25 protein-coding genes, 1 other RNA gene and 1 riboswitch are annotated in these 24,649 nt (G+C 32.3%); of the genes, 14 read left to right on the top strand and 12 right to left on the bottom strand.

Going from position 1 to position 24,649, the window contains the following annotated elements:
- Positions 1-42: 42 nt before the first annotated feature.
- On the bottom strand, positions 43-1,467 hold the full coding sequence (locus P6733_RS04295; protein ID WP_306350372.1) for an ATP-dependent DNA helicase: 1,425 nt from the start codon (positions 1,465-1,467) through the stop codon (positions 43-45).
- Between the two features lie 146 nt (positions 1,468-1,613).
- Between P6733_RS04295 and P6733_RS04300 the strand changes: the two genes are divergently transcribed.
- Complete coding sequence (locus tag P6733_RS04300) at positions 1,614-2,435, top strand: DUF3822 family protein (RefSeq protein ID WP_306350373.1); 822 nt, start codon at positions 1,614-1,616, stop codon at positions 2,433-2,435.
- The gene (gene rsmD / locus P6733_RS04305) at positions 2,432-3,025 is read left to right on the top strand and encodes a 16S rRNA (guanine(966)-N(2))-methyltransferase RsmD (protein ID WP_306350374.1); all 594 of its coding nucleotides are present in this window, start codon (positions 2,432-2,434) and stop codon (positions 3,023-3,025) included. The genes P6733_RS04300 and rsmD overlap by 4 nt, the downstream gene beginning before the upstream one ends.
- A gap of 65 nt (positions 3,026-3,090) precedes the next feature.
- On the opposite strand, the gene P6733_RS04310 is transcribed toward rsmD, so the two are convergent.
- Positions 3,091-4,296 carry an MFS transporter gene (locus tag P6733_RS04310; RefSeq protein ID WP_306350375.1) on the bottom strand — a complete coding sequence of 402 codons (1,206 nt, stop codon included), beginning with the start codon at positions 4,294-4,296 and terminating at the stop codon, positions 3,091-3,093.
- An 82-nt stretch (positions 4,297-4,378) separates the two neighbouring features.
- Here P6733_RS04310 and P6733_RS04315 point away from each other — a divergent pair, with 82 nt between their 5' ends.
- The gene (locus tag P6733_RS04315) at positions 4,379-5,224 is read left to right on the top strand and encodes an AraC family transcriptional regulator (RefSeq protein WP_306350376.1); all 846 of its coding nucleotides are present in this window, start codon (positions 4,379-4,381) and stop codon (positions 5,222-5,224) included.
- 6 nt (positions 5,225-5,230) lie between these two features.
- Here the strand turns inward: P6733_RS04315 and P6733_RS04320 are convergent, their stop codons facing one another.
- Entirely contained in the window at positions 5,231-5,965 is a 735-nt protein-coding gene (locus P6733_RS04320; protein WP_306350377.1) for a class I SAM-dependent methyltransferase, read from the bottom strand.
- A 31-nt stretch (positions 5,966-5,996) separates the two neighbouring features.
- Positions 5,997-6,305: RNase P RNA component class A (gene rnpB, locus P6733_RS04325), an RNA gene on the bottom strand.
- Between the two features lie 159 nt (positions 6,306-6,464).
- On the opposite strand from rnpB, the gene P6733_RS04330 reads away from it, so the two are divergent.
- A complete protein-coding gene (locus P6733_RS04330; RefSeq protein WP_306350378.1) occupies positions 6,465-6,935 on the top strand; it encodes a nuclear transport factor 2 family protein in 471 nt (156 codons plus the stop codon).
- A gap of 2 nt (positions 6,936-6,937) precedes the next feature.
- Here P6733_RS04330 and P6733_RS04335 read toward each other — a convergent pair whose 3' ends face one another.
- The 7 genes from P6733_RS04335 to P6733_RS04365 all read right to left on the bottom strand — a co-directional run bounded on the left by P6733_RS04335 (position 6,938) and on the right by P6733_RS04365 (position 12,926).
- Entirely contained in the window at positions 6,938-7,189 is a 252-nt protein-coding gene (locus P6733_RS04335; protein ID WP_306350379.1) for a hypothetical protein, read from the bottom strand.
- Positions 7,190-7,220: 31 nt separating this feature from the next.
- Entirely contained in the window at positions 7,221-8,276 is a 1,056-nt protein-coding gene (locus tag P6733_RS04340) for an o-succinylbenzoate synthase (protein WP_306350380.1), read from the bottom strand.
- Positions 8,277-8,355: 79 nt separating this feature from the next.
- Complete coding sequence (locus P6733_RS04345; RefSeq protein ID WP_306350381.1) at positions 8,356-9,033, bottom strand: metal-dependent hydrolase; 678 nt, start codon at positions 9,031-9,033, stop codon at positions 8,356-8,358.
- A gap of 13 nt (positions 9,034-9,046) precedes the next feature.
- A complete protein-coding gene (locus P6733_RS04350) occupies positions 9,047-9,946 on the bottom strand; it encodes a 1,4-dihydroxy-2-naphthoate polyprenyltransferase (protein ID WP_306350382.1) in 900 nt (299 codons plus the stop codon).
- Positions 9,947-10,013: 67 nt separating this feature from the next.
- Positions 10,014-11,513, bottom strand: coding sequence for a PH domain-containing protein (locus tag P6733_RS04355; protein ID WP_306350383.1), 1,500 nt, complete (start codon positions 11,511-11,513; stop codon positions 10,014-10,016).
- Positions 11,514-12,029 carry a PH domain-containing protein gene (locus P6733_RS04360; protein ID WP_306350384.1) on the bottom strand — a complete coding sequence of 172 codons (516 nt, stop codon included), beginning with the start codon at positions 12,027-12,029 and terminating at the stop codon, positions 11,514-11,516.
- Between the two features lie 54 nt (positions 12,030-12,083).
- Positions 12,084-12,926: a 1,4-dihydroxy-2-naphthoyl-CoA synthase gene (locus P6733_RS04365; RefSeq protein WP_306350385.1), complete on the bottom strand. Its 843-nt coding sequence runs from the start codon at positions 12,924-12,926 to the stop codon at positions 12,084-12,086.
- 69 nt (positions 12,927-12,995) lie between these two features.
- On the opposite strand from P6733_RS04365, the gene P6733_RS04370 reads away from it, so the two are divergent.
- From P6733_RS04370 to P6733_RS04405, 8 genes are all read left to right on the top strand, one after another.
- A complete protein-coding gene (locus P6733_RS04370) occupies positions 12,996-14,114 on the top strand; it encodes a C1 family peptidase (RefSeq protein WP_306350386.1) in 1,119 nt (372 codons plus the stop codon).
- A 215-nt stretch (positions 14,115-14,329) separates the two neighbouring features.
- Positions 14,330-15,541 carry a serine hydrolase domain-containing protein gene (locus P6733_RS04375; RefSeq protein WP_306350387.1) on the top strand — a complete coding sequence of 404 codons (1,212 nt, stop codon included), beginning with the start codon at positions 14,330-14,332 and terminating at the stop codon, positions 15,539-15,541.
- A 128-nt stretch (positions 15,542-15,669) separates the two neighbouring features.
- Positions 15,670-16,563: a hypothetical protein gene (locus P6733_RS04380; protein ID WP_306350388.1), complete on the top strand. Its 894-nt coding sequence runs from the start codon at positions 15,670-15,672 to the stop codon at positions 16,561-16,563.
- Positions 16,564-16,578: 15 nt separating this feature from the next.
- Positions 16,579-17,589, top strand: coding sequence for an XAC2610-related protein (locus tag P6733_RS04385; RefSeq protein ID WP_306350389.1), 1,011 nt, complete (start codon positions 16,579-16,581; stop codon positions 17,587-17,589).
- A gap of 22 nt (positions 17,590-17,611) precedes the next feature.
- Positions 17,612-18,205, top strand: coding sequence for a hypothetical protein (locus tag P6733_RS04390; RefSeq protein WP_306350390.1), 594 nt, complete (start codon positions 17,612-17,614; stop codon positions 18,203-18,205).
- Positions 18,206-18,320: 115 nt separating this feature from the next.
- The gene (locus tag P6733_RS04395) at positions 18,321-18,773 is read left to right on the top strand and encodes a DinB family protein (protein WP_306350391.1); all 453 of its coding nucleotides are present in this window, start codon (positions 18,321-18,323) and stop codon (positions 18,771-18,773) included.
- Between the two features lie 139 nt (positions 18,774-18,912).
- Positions 18,913-20,502 carry a hypothetical protein gene (locus tag P6733_RS04400; RefSeq protein ID WP_306350392.1) on the top strand — a complete coding sequence of 530 codons (1,590 nt, stop codon included), beginning with the start codon at positions 18,913-18,915 and terminating at the stop codon, positions 20,500-20,502.
- 118 nt (positions 20,503-20,620) lie between these two features.
- Positions 20,621-21,076, top strand: a complete 456-nt coding sequence (locus P6733_RS04405) for a DUF2750 domain-containing protein (RefSeq protein WP_306350393.1) — start codon at positions 20,621-20,623, stop codon at positions 21,074-21,076.
- 57 nt (positions 21,077-21,133) lie between these two features.
- Here P6733_RS04405 and P6733_RS04410 read toward each other — a convergent pair whose 3' ends face one another.
- Positions 21,134-21,958, bottom strand: coding sequence for a hypothetical protein (locus P6733_RS04410; RefSeq protein WP_306350395.1), 825 nt, complete (start codon positions 21,956-21,958; stop codon positions 21,134-21,136).
- A gap of 141 nt (positions 21,959-22,099) precedes the next feature.
- A riboswitch (cobalamin riboswitch) is annotated at positions 22,100-22,278 on the top strand.
- Between the two features lie 123 nt (positions 22,279-22,401).
- Here P6733_RS04410 and P6733_RS04415 point away from each other — a divergent pair.
- Together P6733_RS04415 and P6733_RS04420 are read left to right on the top strand one after the other, a co-directional pair.
- Complete coding sequence (locus tag P6733_RS04415; RefSeq protein ID WP_306350396.1) at positions 22,402-23,727, top strand: T9SS type A sorting domain-containing protein; 1,326 nt, start codon at positions 22,402-22,404, stop codon at positions 23,725-23,727.
- Positions 23,728-23,912: 185 nt separating this feature from the next.
- Positions 23,913-24,647: a hypothetical protein gene (locus P6733_RS04420; RefSeq protein WP_306350397.1), complete on the top strand. Its 735-nt coding sequence runs from the start codon at positions 23,913-23,915 to the stop codon at positions 24,645-24,647.
- Positions 24,648-24,649: the final 2 nt, after the last annotated feature.

Raw genomic sequence — 24,649 nt, forward strand, 5'->3', positions numbered from 1 at the left:
TATACGCTAAATGTGTAAATTATTTAAATACAATTCTTTTGATTATTCTTCAAAACTCTCGTTTTTAAATCCTATCAAATAAAGTTTCTCTTTTGCTCTGGTGATAGCAGTATACAACCATCGGATATAATCTCGATCAATACCATTGGGCAAATAAGGTTGCTCAATAAAAACAGTATTCCATTGTCCACCTTGTGATTTATGACATGTAATAGCATACGAAAACTTAACCTGTAAAGCATTAAAGTAAGGGTTTGCTTTAACCTTTGTAAACTTCTTAAATTTAGTAGTTTCCTCTTCATAATCTTTTAATACTTCTTGGTATAAAAGATTCGATTGTTCATAGGTTAATGAAGGAGATTCACTAGTTATGGTATCCAATAGTAAAACTGTTTCAAAAGGTCGTTGATCTGGATAATCGACCATTCGGATTTTAACTTTTGCAAACTTAAAACCATAGAGCTCTTGAATACTAAATAATTCTAATACTTCAATAATATCTCCATTGGCTATAAAACCGGCTTCCGAGCTATCCTTCAACCAAAAATAGTTGTTTTTTACAACCATCAAAAAGTCGCCTACAGACAATTCACTCTCTTTGAATAAAATCTTGGTACGGATTTGTTCATTATATTGATTTGCTCTTTTATTAGAACGGACAATAAATGCCGTATCCTCAATGCTGTAGTTGCTATATGCGGTATTTATGGCGTCTTGTATATCGTAACCATCAGTTAAACGTACAATGTCCTTAAATCCTCTTAAATTGAATTTAAAAGTATCAAAAAAGTTATCATTCAGTAGTGTTCGTAATTCAGTAGCATTAAATAGTATCCCCGAGTTCTCCTCCTGACGCATTACTTCATCAAATTCGATATGAAACACTTCTTTATTGTAATGTAATGCTAGAGAATCTGTATTTAAAGCTGGGCTTACATCCATATGTACTGGAGGCAACTGTGCTGTATCACCCAATAAAATCATTTTACAATTGGTACCCGAATAAACATAAGAGATCAAATCGTCCAATAAAGATCCATTCTCAAAAAGCTTACTATCTGAATTGGTATCCGAAATCATTGAAGATTCATCTACAATGAAAACGGTATTTTTATGTTTATTGGTTTGCATTGTAAATTGTACTCCCCCACCACTTTGTCCTTTTGGGAAGTAAATTTTTTTATGAATCGTATACGCCGGTTTATTAGAATAATTGGCAATAACTTTTGCAGCTCTACCTGTAGGTGCAAGCAAAACATATTTTTTATTGATATCTGCCAAATGGTTTACAATGGTTGCAATTACTGTAGTTTTACCCGTTCCTGCATATCCTTTTAATACAAAAATTTCATCGTTATTCGTATTCGTGACAAACTGCGCTATTTGTTGGAAAAAAATATCCTGTTTGTATGTGGGTTGAAACGGAAACTTTTTCTTTAAAATGGCATAAAATAGTCCTGAACTCATTCTTTGAATTTAATTGTATTAGTAAAAGCCCAAAGATACTGCGGAATTTCGAGGGAAATGCGTTTTAGGAAAGAAAAAAATTGTAGTTTTGCGACACTCACGTATTGAAAAATAGCAACCAAAAAGAGTAAAGGACTACGAGTATAATGGTACCATCAACCCCTAACATCACGGATAAAAAATATCAAAAACTGACATTGCAGGTCGCTTTAGACAGGCTCTCTTTTTGTTGTTTAGATACGTTGAATAATAAAGTGTTAGCACTAGAGGAAATTGATTTTGCTCATTATCCTAATCCTACTCAAATTGAAGACTGTTTGAAACGTGTTTTTCAGGAGCATGCTATCCTTCAGAATATATTTGATGAAGTTATTGTACTTCATGATAGTAATCTGTCCGCTTTGGTGCCTTCTGCCCTTTTTGATGAAAATTATTTAGGAAGTTATTTACAATACAACACGAAAGTATTTGAAACGGATTTCTTTGCCTATGATGTCCTTTCCAACTATGAAATCAATAATATTTACATTCCATATGTAAATATCAATAACTTTATCATTGATCAATTAGGTTCATTTGATTATAAACATGTACATAGTGTACTTGTTACTACAATCCTAGATATCTCTAAGAACAGAGATGATAAACAAGTTTTTGTACATTTTAAAAATCAGCATTTTGAAATTATTGTAGTACAAAATCAAAAACTTCTTTTGTTTAATTCTTTTGAATATAAAACTCCAGAAGATTTCTTATATTATCTTTTGTTTACAGCAGAACAATTAAATCTGAATCCTGAAAATTTCAAACTACAATTGTTCGGTGACTTACAGGAAGAAAGTGAATACTATCAATTGGCTTACAAATACATACGAAATATAACATTATTAGATTCTAGTTTATTGCAAAGACAAAATAACTTATCTTCAACAGAAATTTTAAAACATTTTATACTACTTCAATCATGAGAATAATTTCAGGAAAATACAAAGGACGCAGAATTTCTCCGCCTAAAAATCTCCCTGTACGTCCTACCACAGACATGTCTAAGGAGGCTTTGTTCAATGTGTTGAACAACTATTTTAATTTTGATCGTTTAAAAGTTTTAGACTTATTTGCTGGAACAGGTAATATTAGTTTTGAATTTGGTTCCCGTGGTAGTGACAACATTACTTCTGTGGATGGAGATTTTGGCTGTGTAAAATTCATTAAGCAAACGGCTGAAGAATTTGATTTTAATATCGCTGCTATAAAAAGTGATGTTTTCAAATTTCTAGAGAAAAACAAAGCAACTTATGATATTATTTTTGCTGATCCACCTTATAATTTAGATCAGAAAGAATTTGAAAAAATTGTATTGTTGATTTTTGAAAATGAATTGCTTTCAGAAGACGGTATGATGGTGATAGAACATTCTAAATACACCAAATTATCACATATGATCCATTTTTCGTTCCAAAAGAATTATGGTGGTTCTGTGTTTAGTTTCTTCGAAATTGAAGGAAATGAAGCAGAAGATTTAAACGAAAATGAATTTGAAGATACAGAAGAAGGATAGAAATTATTCTTTTTAAGATAACGATATAGATCCCCAACAATTAAAACGGTCGGGGATTTTTTTATTTAAATAGTGGTACTTTTTCTTAGTTTTCTTTTATTCACACGTTCAGAAAAAATAACAATCGATATAGCAATCATACTCCAGAGTAACATTTGTGAAGTGGATAAATTCCATCCTCCCATTTTCCAACACAACAATCCAAAATAAGTTCCTACAGCGGCACCAATAAAATAGGTCGTCATATAAATCGTATTCAATCGACTATGAGAATGTTCATCTAAGCTATAAATAAGAGAAAAATTAGTAATTTGTGTTGCTTGTACACCAATATCCAAGAAAAACACACTCACAATAAGAACCATAATCGATAATGGAAATAATTTAATCAAAAGGATACTACCAATAATCATTGAAACTGTGATTAATAAGGATTTATAACTATTTCCTTTATCGGCTAATTTTCCAAAATAAGGAGCTACCAATGCTCCACCAATAGCGATTAAACCAAACAATCCAATTTCTCCAGTATGATAATTCAAAGGAGGTGCGCTTAAATGGAAGGTTAAAGTAGTCCAGAAAGAACAAAATACACCAAATGTAAAAGCACCTAATAAGGCAGATTGCCGTAATACTCGGTATTCACTGATTAAAGCAACGGTAGATTTCAAAAGATCAATATAATTTCCTTTGAATTTTGAAGGGACTTTAGGCAAATACATTTGAAGGAATACAATCATAATTAATACTAAAGCAGCTGAAATACCATATACATAGCGCCAACCCCACCATTCTGTAATCAATCCACTAATTACTCTAGAACCTAGAATTCCTACTAAAATCCCACTGAATACCTTTCCTACCGTTTTTCCGCGATTTACGTTGTCTAAGGTTGCTGCCATGGGGAGAATAATTTGTGCTGGCACAGAAAAGAGCCCAACCAAAAAACTCAATACACAAAGTACGGGAAGTGATGATGAGAAGGCAAAAGCTAATAAAGCTAGTACCAACAGTATACAAATGGATATAATCAATTTCTTTCGATTCAACATGTCGCCTAATGGTAATAGAAAAAACATACCCAACCCATAACCTAATTGAGCCAACATCGTTATCCGTCCTATTTCACTCTCGCTGACCTGTATGGATCGACTTATTTCTTTTAGTATAGGCTGACTATAATAGACATTCGCTACTATTACACCTGCTGCTATAGCCATGACTGGAATAATCGCAGGATGTAATTTTATCTTTTCGGGAATTGGATTCATTTGCTTTGAAATTTTCAACAAATGTATCTTCTCATTTAACTTAAAAATTGTACTTTTCAACGATAAAATTGTAAAAATATATATGGAGCGTTTTATACAACATGAAGCCTTATTTATCCGCCATTTCACGACCATGCAATGGCCATTTCCATTGCACAATCACAATCATTTTGAACTAATGTTTCTTCATTATGGTAGCGGTATTCATGAATTGAATGATGATCGTCAACCTTACAAAGGTCCGTGTTTATTCCTCTTGGCTCCTTCCGATTATCATGTATTTGAAATTGAAGAAGAAACAAAGTTTAGTGTATTGAAATTTAGCAATACTTATTTAGGGGGAGCATCTTCTTCTGCAAAAGATGAATGGAATAAATTAATTGATTACCTCATTGCTGTAAGTGTAATGCGTGATTCATTTCTAGTGAAATCTAGTGAAGAAATGAGTAAAATTGAGCAATTAATGTTTCTAATTACACGGGAATGGCAAAGTGCCCCAAATCCTTCTAATGAAGTTGTATTATATCTTATACGGGCTGTATTTGCTTTAATTAAGAAAAACGCAATCCATGTCCCTCTTTTAAGCCCTACATCACATGGTGATTTATTCATTGCAATTATGGATGAAATACATATTACAATTCATAATCCTGCATTACATCGTTTGGAAGTATTAGCTTCAAAGTTCAATCTTTCGCCCAATCATCTGAGTAGTATATTCAAACAAAATATGGGCGTACCCATCAAAAAATATATTGGTGATTATAAATTCAAACTAATTGAGAATCGTTTAAAATTTAGCAAAGCATTAATTAAAGAAATTAGCAATGAATTTGAATTCAATGATCTAAGCCATTTCAATAAATTTGTAAAAAATAATAGTGGATTGAATCCAAAGGAAATTAGACGTACTGCCATAAAATCTTAAAAACTATTATTTCTTCAGTGCAGCAATAATTAAAAAAATGGGTCTGCGTAGTTCCTGATCCATTCCGGGAATCATTTTTAATAACCGTTCTTCAGGTTCTGGCTCAGAAAGAGCTTTAATTTCAAATCCTGACTGAATTAAATCATTAATATAAGTTGTTAAGGTCCTATGGTATTTTGTTACAGCTTCTCCAAGAAAATTAGCGGTGCGTATCCCAGATTCAAAATAATGATCAACTGGCCAGTGTAATGGTTTTCCTGTTTCATCATAATGCCAATCCTGTTTTCCTTGTGCTGTAAATACTGGATGTTCTACAGAAAAAACAAAAGAACCACCTTGAGCAAGACAATGATTCACTTTCTGACAAATGCTATTAAACGATTCTAGGTAATGAAAGGCAAGCGAGCTGATTACAATGTCAAATGATTCAGCAGGACAATCAATGTCTTCAATTGGTATTAGCTTGTATTCTACGTTTGAGAAATTGTTTTTCTTTCTGGCTTCTGCAAGCATTCTCTCTGAAATATCAATTCCGACAACAGATGCAGCACCTTGTTCTGCGGCATATTGACAATGCCAGCCAAAACCACAACCCAAATCTAAAACACGTTTATTTTTAAAATCAGGAAGCATTTTTTGTAGTATGTGCCATTCACCTGCTCCTTCTAAACCGTTTATAGAACGATTCATTTTGCTATATTCAGTAAAAAAATTAATAGAATCGTATTTGTTTTCTTTCATAAGTATATCTTATAAAAATTGAAGTGTAAAATAAAAAAGCAGACCTATAAGCCGGGTTCTGTATTCGCCGAAACGAACCCTTATCATTTATCTAGAATTATTGTTACCAATAATCTCCATCTGCCTACCCCTCAGCATCGAACGAGTCGCTCTTAATTGCTGATATACATGACATTTCACCGCATAGAGTTTACCTGGTTTCACTACAGCATTACCTGTACATACTTTCTGCTGCACTTGTCCTCTCCGTAAAACGGATGACGGGAATTACCCGCTATGCTACTCTCTGGTGCCCGGACTTTCCTCCCCGATTGCTCGGGACGATAAGGCGGTCTGCGGTGCAAAGCTACAACAATTATATCGTTTTAATGAAACCCATAATCATAACTTCGCGCATCATTCCTAACGTGCAGATTATTACCGTTATAAATTTTTTCTGACGTAGAAAATTATAGAAAGTATTGTAATATATTTGTTTTAACCTTAAATCGAATTTGTTATGAATGCCAATGAAACATTGATTACTGCTTTTTATACCGCTTTTTCAAATAAAGATGCTGCCGGAATGATTCGTTGCTACCATAATGAAGTTACTTTTGAAGATCCTGCATTTGGTTCTTTGAATGCAAAAGATGTGAAGGATATGTGGACAATGTTGTTATCCAATAATCAAAATATAAAAGTTACATTTTCTGCGGTAAAAGCCGATGAGACGAAAGGAAGCGCTCATTGGGATGCTTACTATGTATTTAGTAAAACAAATCGCAATGTACACAATAGCATTGATGCTAAGTTTGAATTTAAAGATGGTTTAATCTATAAGCATATTGATTCTTTCAGTTTATGGAACTGGTCGAAACAAGCCTTAGGTCTAACAGGTTATTTATTAGGGTGGTCATCGATTGTTCGAAATTCTGTTCGCAAACAAACACGTGCTTTACTGGATAAGTACCAAACAAAAACACAATAGCATTATTTCTTTTTAATACTGATTTTATTGGGTTCTATTTTACGTCCTCGTTCAATATCTTCAAGTGTTGCACATTTTGTATTTACTCGTTCCTCTTCTACTAAAAAAGGCAGATGAATAAATTCTACTGCTGATAAATCTTCATTCAGATAGTCATAAACATCTTTAAGATCATAATACCATTCTGTATCAAATTGGACTTTTTTAATCATTGCATTTTTAAGCAATGTTTCTTCTTTCAATTTTTTATTCATTGTAATGAGTGTACTAAATCAATGTTTTCTTTTAGGAATTAAGTTTCATCTTTTGAAAAAAATTGTCCCATTGTAGCGTAGGATCATATCGTAAATGTCCTTTTTCAACTACCAAAGGAGCTTCAAAATTATTGGTATATAAACCTCCAGTTCCTAATCCTTGTGGTCTATTATTTTGCTGTAAAAAGGTCCATTGCGCAATTGCATTTAATCCAATATTGCTTTCTAATGCCGAAGTAATCCACCATCCAATATTGTACTTTTCGGCTAATAAAATCCATTCTTTGGTGCCTTTAAAGCCGCCTACTAAACTTGGTTTTAAAATGATGTATTGAGGCTTTATCTTAAGCAAAAGCGCCTCTTTTTCTTCCAACTCAAACACACCAATAAGTTCTTCATCCAATGCTATTGGAATTGGAGTATCAGAACATAGCTCTGCCATCATGTCATGTTGGTTTTTAGCGATAGGTTGTTCAATACTATGTATTTTATATTCAGATAGTTGGAATATCTTATATGAAGCATCAATTACATTGAAAGCACCATTAGCATCTACTCTAATTTCGATCTGTTCAGCCGTGAAATGCGACCTAATAAAACGCAATAAAGCCAGTTCTTTTTCAAAATTTATAGCTCCTATTTTCAACTTAATGCAATCGAAACCGGCGTGTAGTTTTTCTTCAATTTGTTTCTTCATAAATCCCTCTTCACCCATCCAAACCAAACCATTGATTGGAATTGATTTTTCACCCTTGGTAAAGGCTGACGGAAACAATAAAAAAGGTTGTTCGGCCTGCAACGATTGAAAGGCCATTTCTACACCAAATTGTATCGAAGGGAACTCAAGTAAAGCCTCCCATAAGGCCGCTTCTCCAAGAGTGATATTATCACATGTCCAACTTAATTTTTTTTCATAATCTGGACGATCATCAATACTTAAACTTCGTAAAATTCCACATTCTCCAATTCCTGTTTTCCCATTGTGTTCAATAACAATAAACCAAGTTTCTTTGATTGTGATGACACCTCTGGAAGTACCACTGGGTTGTTTGAAATTTAAAATGTATTTGTGATAGGTTGCTTTCATTCGTATGGGTATTAAAAAAGTCTTCTGCTTTTTGTAAACCAAAACAGAAGACTTTCTTATTATTTTTATTCTTTATTCACTATAATTCTAAAGTTTCTCCTATTTCAAGAAGCATTAAATCTTTCCCTTTATCAAAGAATTTGCGCTTTGCATCATTATGATCAATCATGATATAACCAAAAGTATCGTAATGATAGCCTAGGACTTTATCACAAGCCACAAAATCGGATGCAATGATAGCATCCTCTACATCCATCGTAAAATTATTTCCGATCGGTAGAATCGCTAAATCAAGCTTTGTGCGTAAAGGGATCAATTGCATGTCCATTGTTAAAGCTGTATCTCCTGCGATATAGATGTTTTTATGTTCACTTTCAATAACAAATCCTCCAGGTTGTCCTCCATAACTTCCGTCAGGGAAAGAACTTGTATGAACTGCACTTACATATTTTACACTTCCAAAATCAAAATTCCAACTTCCCCCGTGATTCATAGGGTGCGAATCGAATCCTCTTTTGCTATAATAGTCGGCAATTTCAGCATTAGAAACAATTTTCGCATTCGTACGTTTTGCAATCATTTCCACATCAAACGTATGATCGTTATGAGCATGTGTAACTAAAATATAATCAGCTTTTAGCGTATCAACATCAATATGTGCTGCTTTAGGATTAGCTGAGATATAAGGATCCACAATAATATGTTTTCCATTTACTTCAATTCCTAAACTTGCGTGTCCGTAAAATGTAATTTTCATATTCTAAGTTGTATTAAAAGATTAAACAAATTGACATCAAGAATGTCAATAAAAAAGTACTTAATGCTAATGTTTTTAATTGAGGGTCTAGATCTCTTGGTTCATTATTATTATACACAATACGTATATGATTTAATAAAGGTACAAAGGCTAATACAAATAAGTATTGATCAATTCTAAATTGATTTAAAATAGCAAATATAACCATTAGAAACATCGCCATTAAGACTAAGAAATAATGATAATTTTTGGCTACTTCTGATCCTAATTTCACTACTAAAGTGTTTTTTCCATATTTTTCATCGGAAACAACATCTCTCATATTGTTTAAATTCAAAACACCTACACTCAAAAATCCAATAGCTGCAGCAGGGAATAACAATAGGTAATCCAATTGTTTTACAAAAAGGAAATAGGTTCCCATTACACTGACTAATCCAAAAAATAAAAATACGAAAATATCTCCCATACCTTTGTATCCGTATGCATTTTTACCAACAGTGTACTTTATAGCAGCATAAATAGCTATAATACCTAATACAATAAAGAATACAGAATATCCTAAATAACGGGTTCCAAATGAAACATAGATTAATAGTAAGGCACTGATAAACGTTAGTACAGCGGTAATAATAATTCCTTTTTTCATTTGAGGAGCAGTAATCGTTCCACTTTGAACAGCTCTTGGCGGTCCGATACGGTCTTTATTGTCCGTTCCTTTCACGCCATCTCCATAATCATTGGCAAAATTGGATAATATTTGAAGACCTAGTGTTGTTAATAATGAAAAGCCAACGATTTTCCAATTAAAAATAGAGTGCGAAATCGCATAGAATGTCCCTAATATAATTCCTGATACTGATAAAGGCAACGTTCTTAATCGCGCTGCTTCAATCCATGCTTTAGTATTCATAGTACTGTTTAAAATTAAATTCTATTATTTCTAATTTTTATAAAGAAGCTTAGAAATACTTCTGTTTTTACATCCAATGTTTCTTTGAGGTCTCAACCTGATACAACCATTGGTTTATTAAGGCTTGAACTTGGTTGAAATTAGCATATTTAAAATGCATTGTTCCACCAGCCGTATGTAACGTTACATGCCCAATATTTGCCATTTTCCACCAGAAAAATTGTTTTGTGGTAATGGCTTGAATTTTATGTACTTCAATAATACTGTGTTCTACATCCCATGCCCCTTTTTTATGTGTAATAAAGGCTTCATTGACATATAATCGGTAATGTTTATAACTATAGAATGTAATAATTCCTGCTATAGCAGCATATAATAAAACAAGTTGATAGTAATCAAATACTTCTGCTGTTCCGTATAACCCAATTAGCCCATAAACAAGTAATGGTAATACAATATCGACTATAACAATGATTAACCAATATCGATAGCTTGGAGCATACTTCGTTCCTTTCTTGGGAATTTCATTAAATATAATCTGTAAAATTTTATCCAATTCCTTTCGGTTACATCCCGGAATATGAACGGCTAAACGTTGTTCTTCATCCTCAGTGCTACTGGCTTGTTGGATTTTAAGCTCCATGATATTCATTCTTCGTTGGAAGAAGTTTCGGGTATACTTAAAAATCTGAACTTTCTGAGCATTTAGTAACGTGTTTTTCTTCTCAAAAAGACCATAGCTTAAAAGCAATGAACGATTCTGTTTGATGATTTTAATATTAAAATACTTGATTACAATTCTGAAAAAATTAATCAAAATAGTCAAGAACATTAATACTGGAACAATAAAGAAAATAGACTCAATAAGAAGATTTTTATCAATATAATAATCAATTGTTTCCTCTTCAAATTCTGCGGCTCTCAATAGGTCTTTAATATTGTGATAGGCCGTAATCATAAATCCTAGAAGGATTAGGAAACTCTTAATATAATTGGAGGTAATACCAATTTTTACCAAGGTCCAAAATCCAATTTTCAAAAATGGTTTACCGCTTGTATCAGGCTCAGCATCAGTAATTGTTTCTACTTCTTCATGATTTTTTAGTTCATGATTGTGTAATTTTTCTTTTAAAGCTAGGGCTACCGAATAATGAATCGCGCGAATATGTACTTCTTTCTTATCACTTCCTGCAGTATCAATATCCAAGCTGTATACACCAATCAACTTTTGTAAAAAAGATTGATTGATATTGACTTGTTGTATTTTATCGAGTTTGACTAATAGTTTATCTTTTTCAAGAATACCTTTACTGATTACAAATTCTTTGTGCTTTTCATCCAGAAAGAAGGTGAAATTTCGATAGCGTAAATAAGCAACAATAGCAATAAGAAGTACGCCAACGCCAATACTAATCCATAATGTGGGTGTATTGTATTTGTCAAATTTGAATATCAGAAGAACAATAAAAATCCATAGTCCACGGATAATTTTTTGAAGTGTATCCGCAAACATTACAACAATACCCATAAGGGACTGTCGTTGTGGATGGCTAAAATCAAATGCCATTTATATTTGGTTTTGAATTTGCCCCATTAACAATTGTTTAATTGGTTCTGCTTTATCTTTTTCTAAACCTCTAATGTGCATATCACTGCTGTTTCCACCAGCTGTAAATATTTCTAGAATAGTCAATTTGAACATTCTTGAAATCAATCCTTCATGGATCGCAACGTGTTGAATACGATTGAACGGAACAATAATAGTTTTGGTAGCAATTACTCCACTTTTAAACAAAATATCATGTTCTCGTAGTGCATAACCTCTGAGCTTGAAGCTTAATCGTCCATAGATATAAAGACAAATAGCAAAAACTAAGTAGCCTATCCCGATATAGGTCGTGAAGGCTTTTAGTTCTTCAATAAAATGAAGAAGAACCCCAATAGCTCCTGCTAAAAGCAAAAGAAAAACAGTGATATTAATATAAATCACTTTTAAATAATTGGGATGTAATGATAAAAACTGCACTTCCTCATATTTGGGAAGTGCAGTAATATCGATAGTTTCATTAGAAAAATTTTCCAATATAGTATTTGTTTTTAATACGATTATCTTTTTAAAATAGGTCGGTGTACTAATTTAAGGAATCCATTTGATATCCTTAAAATTAGGTTTTCTTTTTTCTAAGAATGCATTTCTACCTTCTTTTGCTTCATCGGTCATATAAGCAAGTCGTGTTGCTTCACCAGCAAATACTTGTTGACCTACCATACCATCATCTGTTGCATTCATTGCAAATTTAAGCATTTTTATAGAAGTAGGTGATTTCTCAAGGATTTCTTGTGCCCATTGGAAAGCCGTATCTTCTAAATCTGCATGAGGAATAACAGCATTTACCATTCCCATTTCGAATGCATCTTGTGCAGAATAATTTCTTCCTAAAAAGAAAATTTCTCTAGCACGCTTCTGCCCTACCATTTTAGCTAAATATGCAGAACCATATCCACCATCAAAGCTAGTAACATCGGCATCAGTTTGTTTAAAAATAGCATGTTCTTTACTAGCCAAAGTCAAATCACAAACGGTGTGTAAACTATGTCCACCACCTACAGCCCATCCAGGAACTACAGCAATAACTACTTTAGGCATAAAACGAATTAAACGTTGTACTTCAAGAATATTTAATCTTGGCATACCTGAATCATCTACATAACCTTGATGACCTCTTGCATTTTGGTCACCTCCGCTACAAAAAGAATAAACACCATCTTTTGAAGATGGACCTTCAGCAGATAATAAAACTACACCTATAGATGTATCTTCACGAGCATCTAAAAGGGCTTCAAATAATTCTCCTACGGTCTTAGGACGAAAGGCATTACGCACATCAGGTCTGTTAAAAGCGATTCTTGCAACACCGTCTAATTTTTTATAGGTAATATCTTCGTATTCTTTTACGATTTTCCAATCTAGTTTATTCATAATTCTCTATTTTAGCGTAAAATTAAACCATTTTTTGCAATCTATTATTATTGAAAATTTCTATTTCTAATGAAAAAAGTTTTACTGACCTTATTTTTTATGGGTTCTACCCTAATTGGATATTCTCAAGCATATGAATTCCAAACAGTTATTGATATTGATGCTACTCCAGTAATCTCTCAGGACCTTACAGGAACTTGTTGGAGTTTTTCAACAACTTCATTTCTTGAAGCAGAAATTATTCGAATTACTGGAAAAAAAATTGACTTATCTGAAATGTATAATGTACGCAATACTTATCCAAAAAAAGCTTGGAATTATGTAATGCGTCAGGGTAAAGCACAATTCGGTCAAGGAGGGTTATCCCATGATGTTATCAATAGTGCTCGTGATTACGGGATTGTACCATTAAGTGCTTATACAGGATTGATTCCGAATGTAGAGAAACACAATCATACTGAAATGGTTGCTGTACTGGAAGGAATGCTTAAAGTATATGTAGAAAACCCGGCTAAGAAATTATCTCCACAATGGAAAGAAGCTGTTTCATCTGTATTGGATGTGTACATGGGTAAAAATGTAACTGAATTTACATTTGAGGGTAAAAAATATACTCCACAGAGCTTTTTAGCCATGACAAAATTAAATCCTAATGATTATGTTTCTATAACATCATTTACTAATGAACCTGTATATAAACCTTTCATCATCGATATTCCTGATAACTTTTCGAATGGAAGCTTCTACAATTTGCCTTTAAATGAGTTTGTTGAAAATATAGATAATGCTTTGAGTAAAGGATTTACTATTGCTTTGGATTGTGATGTGAGTGAAGCTACATTTTCTGGGAAAAGTGGTGTTGCAGTAATTCCAGACAACAATGAGGATGCTAAAGCTATTTTGACTGAAATCAAGCCAGAAAAAAATATTACTCCAGAATTTAGACAAGCTGAATTTGAAAATTTAGATACACAAGATGATCACCTAATGCATATTGTAGGTAAGGTAAAAGATCAAAAAGGGAATATCTACTATAAAGTAAAAAACTCATGGGGAACTGATAGTAAACGTGTGGCTAATGATGGTTATGTTTACATGAGTGTTCCGTATTTGAAACTTAAAACGATTTCTGTTTTAGTACACAAAGATGCCTTAACAAAGAAAACTAAAAAAGATTTAAATATTTAATCATTAGATTTTCATATTATTTTAAAAGCGGCTGTCTATCCATATAGGCAGCCGCTTTTTCTTTTACTGTTATTAACAATAAATTGCTTGCTGTAGTGCAAAACTTTTTAAGGGACGACTCAATTTTTAACATTTTTCCCCGTTAACCTTTTTATAAAATAAAGTTAGTTTTTTATTTGTTTAATTATATTTGTCCTTATACCCAACAATTTCCGATGAACGTTATAAAGCCAACAATACCACTCGCCATACTTTTCTCATCATTATTTCTTTTTTCCTGTAAAAAGGAGAACCAAGATATTGCACAGAACCATTTTGCTTCTATAGAAAATGACACTTTTGTTAAAGTAGCACCTTTCAATTTAAAACTCTCTACTCTCGATCCTGAATACGTTAATAAAAAAAGAAACAGTATCGAAAAATTTTATCAGGCCAACTGGGGACCTGCTGGAATGAATGGAAGTTTTCTTGTAGCAAAAAATGGTCAGATTATATATGAAAAATACGAAGGCCAAGCCGATTTTAAAAATAATAGTGAAATTACAGCCCATACGCCTATTCACATTGCATCTGTCAGTAAAGTATTGACGGCAACGGCTATTTTAAAATTAATTGATGCTCAAAAAATAAGTCTGAATCAAACGGTCAACAGTATATTGCCGACTTTCCCTTATGCAAGGATAACAATACGTACGTTATTGAATCACCGCAGTGGATTGCCGAATTATGCCTATTTTACCGATGACAAAAAAGTTTGGAATCAGCGAAAAATGATGAACAATCAGGATGTTTTAGATTTATTAAGCACCTATAAATTTGGTTTATTATCAAAGCCAGATACTCATTTTAATTACTGTAACACGAATTACGTGATATTGGCACTGGTAATTGAAAAAATCACGGGATTAAATTACCGTGAGGCAATGAAAAAAATGATATTTGATCCTCTCGAGATGAATGATACTTTTGTTTATGATTTTGATCGTGATGGTATAAACACAAGCCAATCCTACAAAGGAAATAAGTTGCGGTACGACATTAATTATTTAGACAACATTTACGGAGATAAGAATATTTATGCTACACCAAGAGATTTATTAAAATTTGACATGGCTACCTATGCTCCAGAGTTTTTAAATCCTGAATTGGTAGCAGCCGTATTTAAAGGTTATAGTTATGAGCGCCGTGGTGATCGTAATTATGGTTTAGGAATTCGTATGCTAGAATGGGACAGTGGAGAGAAAATGTTCTATCACAACGGATGGTGGCATGGTAATACATCATCATATGTCAAGTTAAAACAAGATACTGTAACTGTTATTTCATTATCAAATAAGTATACTTTAAAAACCTATAAAGTTCGAAATCTGGCAGTTATTTTCGGTAATTATCCTTTGAAATTAGATAAGAATGAAATGGAAGAATAAGTACTTCCTTTAAAATATAGAAACGGATACTAATAGTTTTAGTCTCCGTTTTTTTATGCATCAAAATTAACACTTTTCAAGGCTGTTAAAAAAAAGTGCGGTATATTAGCCTAGTCCTAATTAGTACTATGAGCACAGCCGAAATCAAGAATATAATTGCAGAAAATAAGGATGATATAGCATTCGTTATTGGTAATGGAGTAAATCGATATCCTAATAACCCCAATGCTTTATCTTGGGATGATTTATTGCTTAAATTATGGGATAAAGCTTCATTACACACTGTATTAAAAAGACCCAGTGGTGTTTCCATAACAGAATTCTACGATATCTTGGATTTAATCAATAATTCGAGTATTCAATTGCAAAAGGAAGTCGCTACACTAATGGAGGATTGGGAGCCTTTACTGCATCATGAAACGATTGTATCCCGGATTAAGGAATTGAATGTTCCTCTACTCACTACTAATTTTGAAGCAACATTTGCAAAAACATTTGAATACGATTTGTATAAAATTGAACAAGATCGTTTTACCGATTATTATCCTTGGAATTGTTACCATGCCAATACGGAATTAAAATCTCCATTGGAAGGGTTTGGAGTATGGTATATCAATGGAATGACGCATTATCATAGAAGTATTCGCTTAGGACTAAGCCATTACATGGGAAGCGTTGAAAGAGCCCGAATGTTGATTAATAGTCCGATGGGAAAATTATATAATGCGAAGAACATTTCTGATTGGAAAGGAAATTCGACGTGGCTGCATATTGTTTTCCATAGATCATTATTTATCTTCGGATTAGGGCTTGATGAAAATGAAACTTTTTTACGATGGTTACTAATCGAGCGTTTTAAATACTATAAAAAATACCCGAGCCGAAAACACAAAGGCTGGTATCTTTATAAACGTAGTGACAATCCATTAGATGAAGGGAAGAAATTCTTTTTACAAAATGTAGGTTTTGAAATTATTGAAGTGGATAATTATGACACGATTTATCAAGGGCTTTGGTCATAAATAAGTTTATTAGGAATGAAAACAATACTATCAATATACTTACTACTCACGATAGGTATAGTTTCGGCTCAATCTGTTTATAAAGTAGATAATTTCGCCAAGGAATATTATGGAAAAATATACATTAACGATTCTTCCGAAGTATTTAGTCCTGGCTGGGTTGCTATTTATGATCGCAAAACAAACAAAGAGTTAATCAAAGTAGAATCGGAAGAGCTGGCTTTAAGTTTGCACAATGGAAAGGCATTAGCAAACATTAATGAGCTACCTTATGGAGAGCAGAGTTTAATTATGTACAATGACTACAACTTTGATGGGATTAATGATTTCTCTATTCAAGATGGTCAAAATAGCTGTTATCATGGCCCTTCTTTTCAAATTTTTCTAGGTACTAAAAAAGGATTTCAATATAGTGATGCCTTTACACAATTGGCACAGGAAAATTGTGGAATGTTTTATTCCGATCCTAAAACTAAAACTATCCAAACCATGACTAAAAGTGGTTGTTGCTGGCATCAATATGTAGAATACACTGTTCAGAATAATAAGCCGTTTGCTATCAAAATTATAGAAGAAGCGGCTACAGCTCAATTACCTTTTTTTGCAATATCAGAACAAACATGGAATGGTAAAAAGATGGTGACAAAAACAAAAGAAGTACTCTATAGAGATGACCTCACTCCTATTGTCTCCTTTATGATAGAAGACAAAGACAAAGAAGTATTACTCTTTAAGATTGATGAAGGGCTTATTTATGCTGTACTTCAAAAAGACAATCAAGTAGAGTTTTCATACCCAATTCGTACTGTAGAAAGTGATCAAAACTTTGAATATAGTAAAACAGCTAATACACTTAGTTTCCAAACAAAAGAAGCTAAATATATAATCTATCAGAATTCGGATCGTATTGGTATTGATGTGATTGTAAAAGATAAAACACATCATTGGATTGGTGTTCCTTCCTCAGTCACAGGAAGTTTGAAGTATATAGTAGATCAAAAATGGGAAAATGTCATTCTAAAATAATTATTTATAAAATTTAATAAACATGAAATCTAAAATTTTAATTGCGCTATCGGCACTAGTTCTTCTTTTTAGTAGTTGCAAAAATGAATCAACAACACCAAAGGACGATGCAATTAACGCAAATGACAGTATCACTAAGATTCCTGTCGCAATAAATCATTCTTTCACCATTGATAGTGAGATTAAAAACCTACCGGTAACCGATTCAACAAATTTTGATAATTATAAAAGTACTCATGTATTAAAACCTTTTGAAATTGATAGTTTGCAGTTAAAAACAATATTGAAAGATGGTTCTGATTATTCTTTAAATTACAGTTTGAAACTATCAGATAACTTCAAAACGCTTGTAATTACCTATCAAAAAGGAGAAATGGAACTCTTTACAGCTTTAATTAATTATGACAATAACTATAAATACATCAATCATTTAGGTATTGCTTATGATGAAACGGCAGAATCCTCATCAAGAATAGAAAGCCTGATCGAGAAAAATCAAATTATTGTTAAAGAAACCAATTATGGAGAAGACGATTCGAAAATCACAAAAGAGCGTTATATCATTAAGAGTAATGGTGATATACAAAAAGCCAATAAAGACCATTTGGTAAAATAAGATTTATAATAACGATAATAATTGTTTACAAAATATTGAGTTTAAAATATTGTGAGTCAAAAAAATTAAAGACCTTTAATAAAGACAAACAAACAAGAAAAAAACTAAACTCACTATGCAACAGAAAATTTTAAAAGCGCTCTATCGCAAACATTTAGAAGCGCTTAAACTTGAAATTTCGAGTTATCAGAATGAAAAGAATTTGTGGATTATTAAGGAAGGAATTTCCAATTCTGGCGGGAATCTATGCCTGCATTTAATCGGTAATTTGAATACTTTTATTGGAGGTACCTTAGGAAACACAGGTTATGTACGTTATCGTGATCTTGAATTTTCTCAAAAAGATGTTCCTCGAGAAACTTTATTAGAGAAAATAGATGAAGTAATGCTTATTATTGACAATACGCTGGATGCACTGACAGATCAGCAGCTTCGAGATGAATTCCCTACTGAAATTTTGGAAAAGAAAACATCAACAGCTTATTTGCTTACTCACTTAACGAACCATTTGACCTATCATTTAGGACAAATTAATTACCACAGAAGACTATTAGATCACACAAACTAATTGGTCTAAGATTATAAAACAGAATACTTTAAATCTTTTCAAAGTATTCTGTTTTATATTTTTAAAAAATGAACTATTTTGCAGTTGCATTCTAAAAAGTATGCCAAATACCTTAATTGTTTATTGAAGTTTGTATACTATGATTAATCCCGAAATAATTCCTCATCTCGAAGAAGAACTAAATAATATTGAGCAGAAATACCTCGCTTTAAATGGGTATCGCTTTCTTAAAAAATCGCTCACCTATAATCCAAATCAACAAAAAGCAATTGGTATTGCTTTAGAAGCACCTATATCTACGGATGAAGTGGCTCCCTTCTCTTATTTAATTTTATTTGATGCAGTGGATCAATGGTACAAAGGAGCCATTCTGATTGCTCCAAAGCCTTATTTATTCAATAAAAAAGGAAATGATTATGCTACACTGATGAAACTAAATAGTGCTGAAGCAGATTATTACGAAACCTACATTGCTGAGGCTTTTACAGATGAAGCTTCATATCATTTAGCAAAAGAGATTCCTGTTGAAGAGCCTGAAGAAATCATTGAAGAATACGTAGAAGAATATAATGATGAAGACGATTTCGAATCGTATTTGACTCCTACGTTACAATTCACCAAGGAACACGCTTTGGAAATTTTGTCCCTTACAAACTTACCCTGTTATGATCAATCGTATTTTCATGAATTACATCAAGTTATTGCAAAGAGTGATTTATCTATCGAATGGACAAATTCTATTGAAGAATGGCTAAATCATAATGCTGAAATAAATGACTGGAAAGCAGATGCTCCTACCATCAATTGGATGTTGAATGCACAGCTTGAAAATTTAGGTTTATCCTCTTTTAATTTCACAGCCTTAGACTTGGAAATGGTTGGTAATCATATTGCTGATTGTTCTTTATCATTGGGAGCTATTTATACAGAACGTTTGGGTTATACGCCTCTAAGTTTTCAAAATGGAAATGATGATATTGCTTTTATTTTAGTGAAAAAAGAACATGTAAAATCATTAGTTTTATTAGCTTCAGAAATTAACTACCTAGACTTAGCTCCTAGCCAATGGCATCAAAAATCATATGATGCTTTTGCAGGATTATCCTATAAATATAGTTTTTTTAACACCGAAAATTGGTTTAAAGAAGAGAATCAGGTAACTCATGATAAACTATTTAAATTATGGATTATAGAAAAACAAAAAGAAGGATTTTCTTGGGCTAATAATTTATTGGGTGATGCTTATTATTTTGGCAAACATGGATTTGATGAAAATGAAGAAGAAGCTACCAAATATTTAAAGTTATTTACAGTACAATTAAAAACACTTCTTACGCAAACAAAGGCAAACAACTTACTCTACTATTATCACTATCTGTTGAGTAATACTTATCGTTTATTGGATGAATCAGATTTGTTTTTAAAAGAAATTCAGTACGGCTTACACCATATTCCTGCTGAAGATGATGTCGTTTATCATTTGTATTTGGAATGTTATAGTTACGGCGTTTTCTTTATTCCTTCATCGGATAAAAACTGGATGAATACAGCGACAACCTATTTAAAATACATTGAAGATCGACAAGATTGGATTAAATCGGTTGTTAGTGAGGATTTACAAGAAAGTATTTTTGAATACTATGAGAAAATTAAAACCAAAAAAGAAGAGACTCCAGAGCCTGTAAAAAAAGAAGTTCCATTCTGGAAAAGACTATTTGGAAAACGTTAAAGTCATTCATTTTGTGATTGGATAAATATTTGTTTTTACTCCATGGAATTCCTACCTTCGGGCTGTGGTAAAACAAGATTATGCTTTACTTCATTTTTAACCTCAGAAAAAAATAATTATGTTACAAGATGCCATTACCATTGATTTAAGACATCAGAATTTTATTAAAAAAATCTGTCAGACGGGTATAGTTTATGGTTTAAAAAGCAATAGTGGTTTTGCTACATCCAGCTCAAATGATTATGAAGATGCAGAAGGAAATCCTGTAGATGTAATTTGCTTTTGGTCTGAAGAAGCATTGGCCAAAGCCTGTGCGAAAGATTCCTGGGATGCTTATGCTCCAAAGGAAATTGCATTAGATGAGTTTATCGAAGAATGGTGTATTGGTATGTATAATGATGAAATCTTAGTAGGAACAGAATTTGATCAAAATATGTTCGGTTATGAAATTGAACCACCTGCTTTAATTCTTGAAATTATTAAAGAATTAAAAGCTATATCTAAAGAAATTGAGCTTACGCAATTTGAAAGTATGACCGATTTAGAACAACAAATATTAGATAGTATGGCATAATACTCCTAAAACATAAAAAAAATCGATTGCTTCATAACAATCGGTTTTTTTTATACCTTAAAGATAAGCTCCAAAATATTGATTTACAGCTTTTTTATTATATTGATCTTCTCCACGCCAATAAGTAACATATACCCAATCCGACTTTCCTTTATTGGGTCTATCATAAGATCCCGGGGCTAGTACTCCAATACTAGCTAGAATTTCCATCATAATCTGACGTTCATTCTTTGAAGATTTAATTGTTTTTGCCAAATTTTTTTCCAAAGCACTAGGATAATCTTCCGGTTTACTCGCTTCAATTGTTGTCAAAATTGCTTTAAAAGTACTTATATCTTCTACAGTAGGCTCACTAATAGCTTCTTTTACAAATTGCTCCAAATCAAATAATGTATAATCTAAATTACCATGTCGTACTCCACCCCATTTGAGACGCTCAAAATTAAGCACATTCAAATCTATATTTTTATAATTTTCACTTCCAATGATTCCATATTGTGTATCACGGCAAATACCACAAGTATAGGTTTGATGAGTAACTTTTCCATTTTCATCATAGGATTCACCACTTATAGCTTTAGAGTATTTATGGGCAATCATTTGCTTGGCTAATACATAAGAAGCCAGTCCAGAGCGCCAATCTAATCGTTTTGTAGATAAACTACTCAAAAAAGCTTTTGCTACTTTTTCCAAAGGCAATTGTTCTACTATTGTAATAATCTTGGCTAAACACTCATCATGAGTAATTGTTAATGGGTCAAACATTAACCCTTTTGATTTTGCATATTCAAGATCTTCTGGAGCAGTATGTATGTCTTTATCATCAATCCATCCATTTTTCCAAAAGGTTTTAAACAGTATATCTTTCGCTTTTTTATCCATTTTTCTGTATTATTTTTCTATAATTTCATTACCCCAATATACTATCTTTTTTACTTCTATCAAATGTTTCATGATTTTAAGTACTTACTGAATTATTGATAATATTTGATCTCAAATACCACTGATATTTACAAAATGTTTACTTTTGCAGGGCTTAAAGGTTTCAGAATTTCAGAATTAAAAGGGAACTTTGTGAAAAACAAAGGCTGTTCCCGCAACTGTAAAGTCTATCAATTCATTTTAATCGCCACTGTTTGTACATAATGGGAAGGCAAAATGAAGGACTGAGCCAGGAGACCTGCCTTTAAGTAGAGTATTTCGTTTTCGGAGAAAAAATGTAAATGCAACAATACTGTCACTGTACGGCAGCATTCTGCTATTCGTTTTTTTCTGATTATTACATCAACCTATTAATTCCTTATTCGTTAGGGAGCAGAAAAAAAATGAAAATAATTTTACTTAGTTGGTTAACCTTTTTCAGTGTTATATGCAGTATAGCACAAACAAACACTAAAACATTCGAATTAATGGCCGTTGCCGAAGGAAACTTTGGAACTCCAAATGGTGATATATTTAATGTTGCTTCACAAGCATCAGCCAGCTCATTAACAACGGGTCCATTTTACGGAACGGCAAACAATTTACCAGGATTAGATGTATTACAAGATTTTCAAATTATAGGTGATAAAGCTATTTTATTGTCTAAAGCAAATACTTATAAAGTAGTCGTAGTTGATTATCCTTCTTTTACTAATGTTGCAACTTTCACCAATATTGGTGCACCGCAAACATTAACAGATGCTGGGGAAACTAAAGCTTATGTTTCTACGAGTAATAATTCATCAAAACTTTATCAAATTGATCTTGTGACAAATACCACTACTCCTGTAGTTGATCCAACTAATGCAGCAAATAGCTATTCTAACTATATGTTATATGCTAATGGTGCTGTCTATGTTGTATACGGTACCAAAATTGTAAAAGTAGATGTCACTACAAATACAGTAACGAGTGTAATTCAACCTAATATTGGAGCTATTGAAGGTATTCAATACGACGCAGAAAATAATAATGTATGGTTGTTAGGAAAAGTAGCTTCAACGTCTACATTATTGAAAATGGATGTTGCAAACAACGATGTTTTAAGTACGCCAATTACTTTGACAGGTGTTTCTAATGCAAAGCAATTGCGATTTGCAAAACATAAATTATATTTCTTAAATAATGGAAGTGTACACCTTTATACTATCAACACGCCAAACATTCCAACTACTGGAATTTATACAACTGCTTTCACAGGATACGGTGCAGCGTATGGAAAAGCATTTACTGTTGACCCTGAATCGGGTGATTTTGCTATTGGATCTGCCAATAATTTCTCTGCCGATTCTAGCTACGAAATTGTAGATGGTACAACTTATCAACTTATTGAAACTGGAAATATTACAGGATGTAAAATTGTAAACGAATTGAGTTTAAAAACATTCGATAAATTAAGTGTTGGAGATCATAATGTAAGCATAAATTATGTTGTATATCCTAACCCAACAAAAGATATATTGAATATCAGATTAGACACTAAATCAATTGGTTCAGCTTATACTGTGACTTTAATTAACCCTTGGGGTGCAACTGTAAAACAGGTTAATAGTATTAATAATAATTCAACTATTGATGTAAGTGATTTAGCTAGTGGTATTTATTTTGCACAAATAAAAGAAGCTAATTCTACTAAAAGTATTGTTAAGAAGGTAGTGATTACTCATTAACATTTTTTGAAATACGTACTTCAATAATAAAGCAGTGTTCCCCAACACTGCTTTTTTTATGGAATACTATGAGCTTTTAAAAAATTTGCTTGTAATTTTTCATAAAACAGAAATGAATTATATGCATTATAGGAATAAAAAGGATATTTTTACAACGATGCATTCTATTTATAAAATTTACAACAATGTCGTGGAATAAAGAAAATATTGAACAATATTTCAAAGAACATAAACGGGTTAAGATACTCCTGCAAGTAGCTATTATAGCACTAGCTTGTTGGATATTCTATCACTTTTCACTAGGCATAAATTATGTTTTTTTAGCTGTTTTTGTACTAATTATTATAAATGTATTAAAACCAAGCTCCCGAAGTAGATTTTTAAAAATGCAAGCTATTTTACCTACTTCAAATGTGAGAAGTGTAGCGATGGGTCTTGCTGAATTAAAAGGTAATGCCGTTGCAAAAGATTTAATTAATTCCCCTTATTTTTCAAAACCATGTATTGGTTATAAATATGAAATTGCGAAGCGTAGTGAAGACCGTGATGGAGATGTAAGTTATCATACAATACATAGTGAAATTGTTTGCGCCGATTTTATACTAAAAGATGAATCGGGACAAATGGATGTATTTGGAAAAGGAATCGATTTCCATATGATGAAGGTTGATGCTTATGAAGGACATTTAAAACGTCATTCTGAAACCTACCTAATGCCAGATCAGGAGATATTCATCATTGGTTATGCTGCTTCAGACAATGGCAAAACTATTCTTCGCCATGAAGCTTCACAAAAGATATTTGGGATTGCTCCACCCGATGACATATCGCTTTGGAATAAATACAATCCATTATTAAAGTCTTTTACAACTACCCTATTTTGTATAACAATAATCATATTATATATTTTAATTTCTTAAAA

The sequence above is a fragment of the Flavobacterium aerium genome, from assembly GCF_030766725.1.
Taxonomy (GTDB): Bacteria; Bacteroidota; Bacteroidia; order Flavobacteriales; family Flavobacteriaceae; genus Flavobacterium; species Flavobacterium aerium.

Coding starts and splice junctions, on each gene's coding strand:
- P6733_RS04295 (WP_306350372.1), bottom strand. CDS start 1,467: ATGAGTTCAGGACTATTTTATGCCATTTTAAAGAAAAAGTTTCCGTTT.
- P6733_RS04300 (WP_306350373.1), top strand. CDS start 1,614: ATGGTACCATCAACCCCTAACATCACGGATAAAAAATATCAAAAACTG.
- rsmD (WP_306350374.1), top strand. CDS start 2,432: ATGAGAATAATTTCAGGAAAATACAAAGGACGCAGAATTTCTCCGCCT.
- P6733_RS04310 (WP_306350375.1), bottom strand. CDS start 4,296: ATGAATCCAATTCCCGAAAAGATAAAATTACATCCTGCGATTATTCCA.
- P6733_RS04315 (WP_306350376.1), top strand. CDS start 4,379: ATGGAGCGTTTTATACAACATGAAGCCTTATTTATCCGCCATTTCACG.
- P6733_RS04320 (WP_306350377.1), bottom strand. CDS start 5,965: ATGAAAGAAAACAAATACGATTCTATTAATTTTTTTACTGAATATAGC.
- P6733_RS04330 (WP_306350378.1), top strand. CDS start 6,465: ATGAATGCCAATGAAACATTGATTACTGCTTTTTATACCGCTTTTTCA.
- P6733_RS04335 (WP_306350379.1), bottom strand. CDS start 7,189: ATGAATAAAAAATTGAAAGAAGAAACATTGCTTAAAAATGCAATGATT.
- P6733_RS04340 (WP_306350380.1), bottom strand. CDS start 8,276: ATGAAAGCAACCTATCACAAATACATTTTAAATTTCAAACAACCCAGT.
- P6733_RS04345 (WP_306350381.1), bottom strand. CDS start 9,033: ATGAAAATTACATTTTACGGACACGCAAGTTTAGGAATTGAAGTAAAT.
- P6733_RS04350 (WP_306350382.1), bottom strand. CDS start 9,946: ATGAATACTAAAGCATGGATTGAAGCAGCGCGATTAAGAACGTTGCCT.
- P6733_RS04355 (WP_306350383.1), bottom strand. CDS start 11,513: ATGGCATTTGATTTTAGCCATCCACAACGACAGTCCCTTATGGGTATT.
- P6733_RS04365 (WP_306350385.1), bottom strand. CDS start 12,926: ATGAATAAACTAGATTGGAAAATCGTAAAAGAATACGAAGATATTACC.
- P6733_RS04370 (WP_306350386.1), top strand. CDS start 12,996: ATGAAAAAAGTTTTACTGACCTTATTTTTTATGGGTTCTACCCTAATT.
- P6733_RS04375 (WP_306350387.1), top strand. CDS start 14,330: ATGAACGTTATAAAGCCAACAATACCACTCGCCATACTTTTCTCATCA.
- P6733_RS04380 (WP_306350388.1), top strand. CDS start 15,670: ATGAGCACAGCCGAAATCAAGAATATAATTGCAGAAAATAAGGATGAT.
- P6733_RS04385 (WP_306350389.1), top strand. CDS start 16,579: ATGAAAACAATACTATCAATATACTTACTACTCACGATAGGTATAGTT.
- P6733_RS04390 (WP_306350390.1), top strand. CDS start 17,612: ATGAAATCTAAAATTTTAATTGCGCTATCGGCACTAGTTCTTCTTTTT.
- P6733_RS04395 (WP_306350391.1), top strand. CDS start 18,321: ATGCAACAGAAAATTTTAAAAGCGCTCTATCGCAAACATTTAGAAGCG.
- P6733_RS04400 (WP_306350392.1), top strand. CDS start 18,913: ATGATTAATCCCGAAATAATTCCTCATCTCGAAGAAGAACTAAATAAT.
- P6733_RS04405 (WP_306350393.1), top strand. CDS start 20,621: ATGTTACAAGATGCCATTACCATTGATTTAAGACATCAGAATTTTATT.
- P6733_RS04410 (WP_306350395.1), bottom strand. CDS start 21,958: ATGGATAAAAAAGCGAAAGATATACTGTTTAAAACCTTTTGGAAAAAT.
- P6733_RS04415 (WP_306350396.1), top strand. CDS start 22,402: ATGAAAATAATTTTACTTAGTTGGTTAACCTTTTTCAGTGTTATATGC.
- P6733_RS04420 (WP_306350397.1), top strand. CDS start 23,913: ATGTCGTGGAATAAAGAAAATATTGAACAATATTTCAAAGAACATAAA.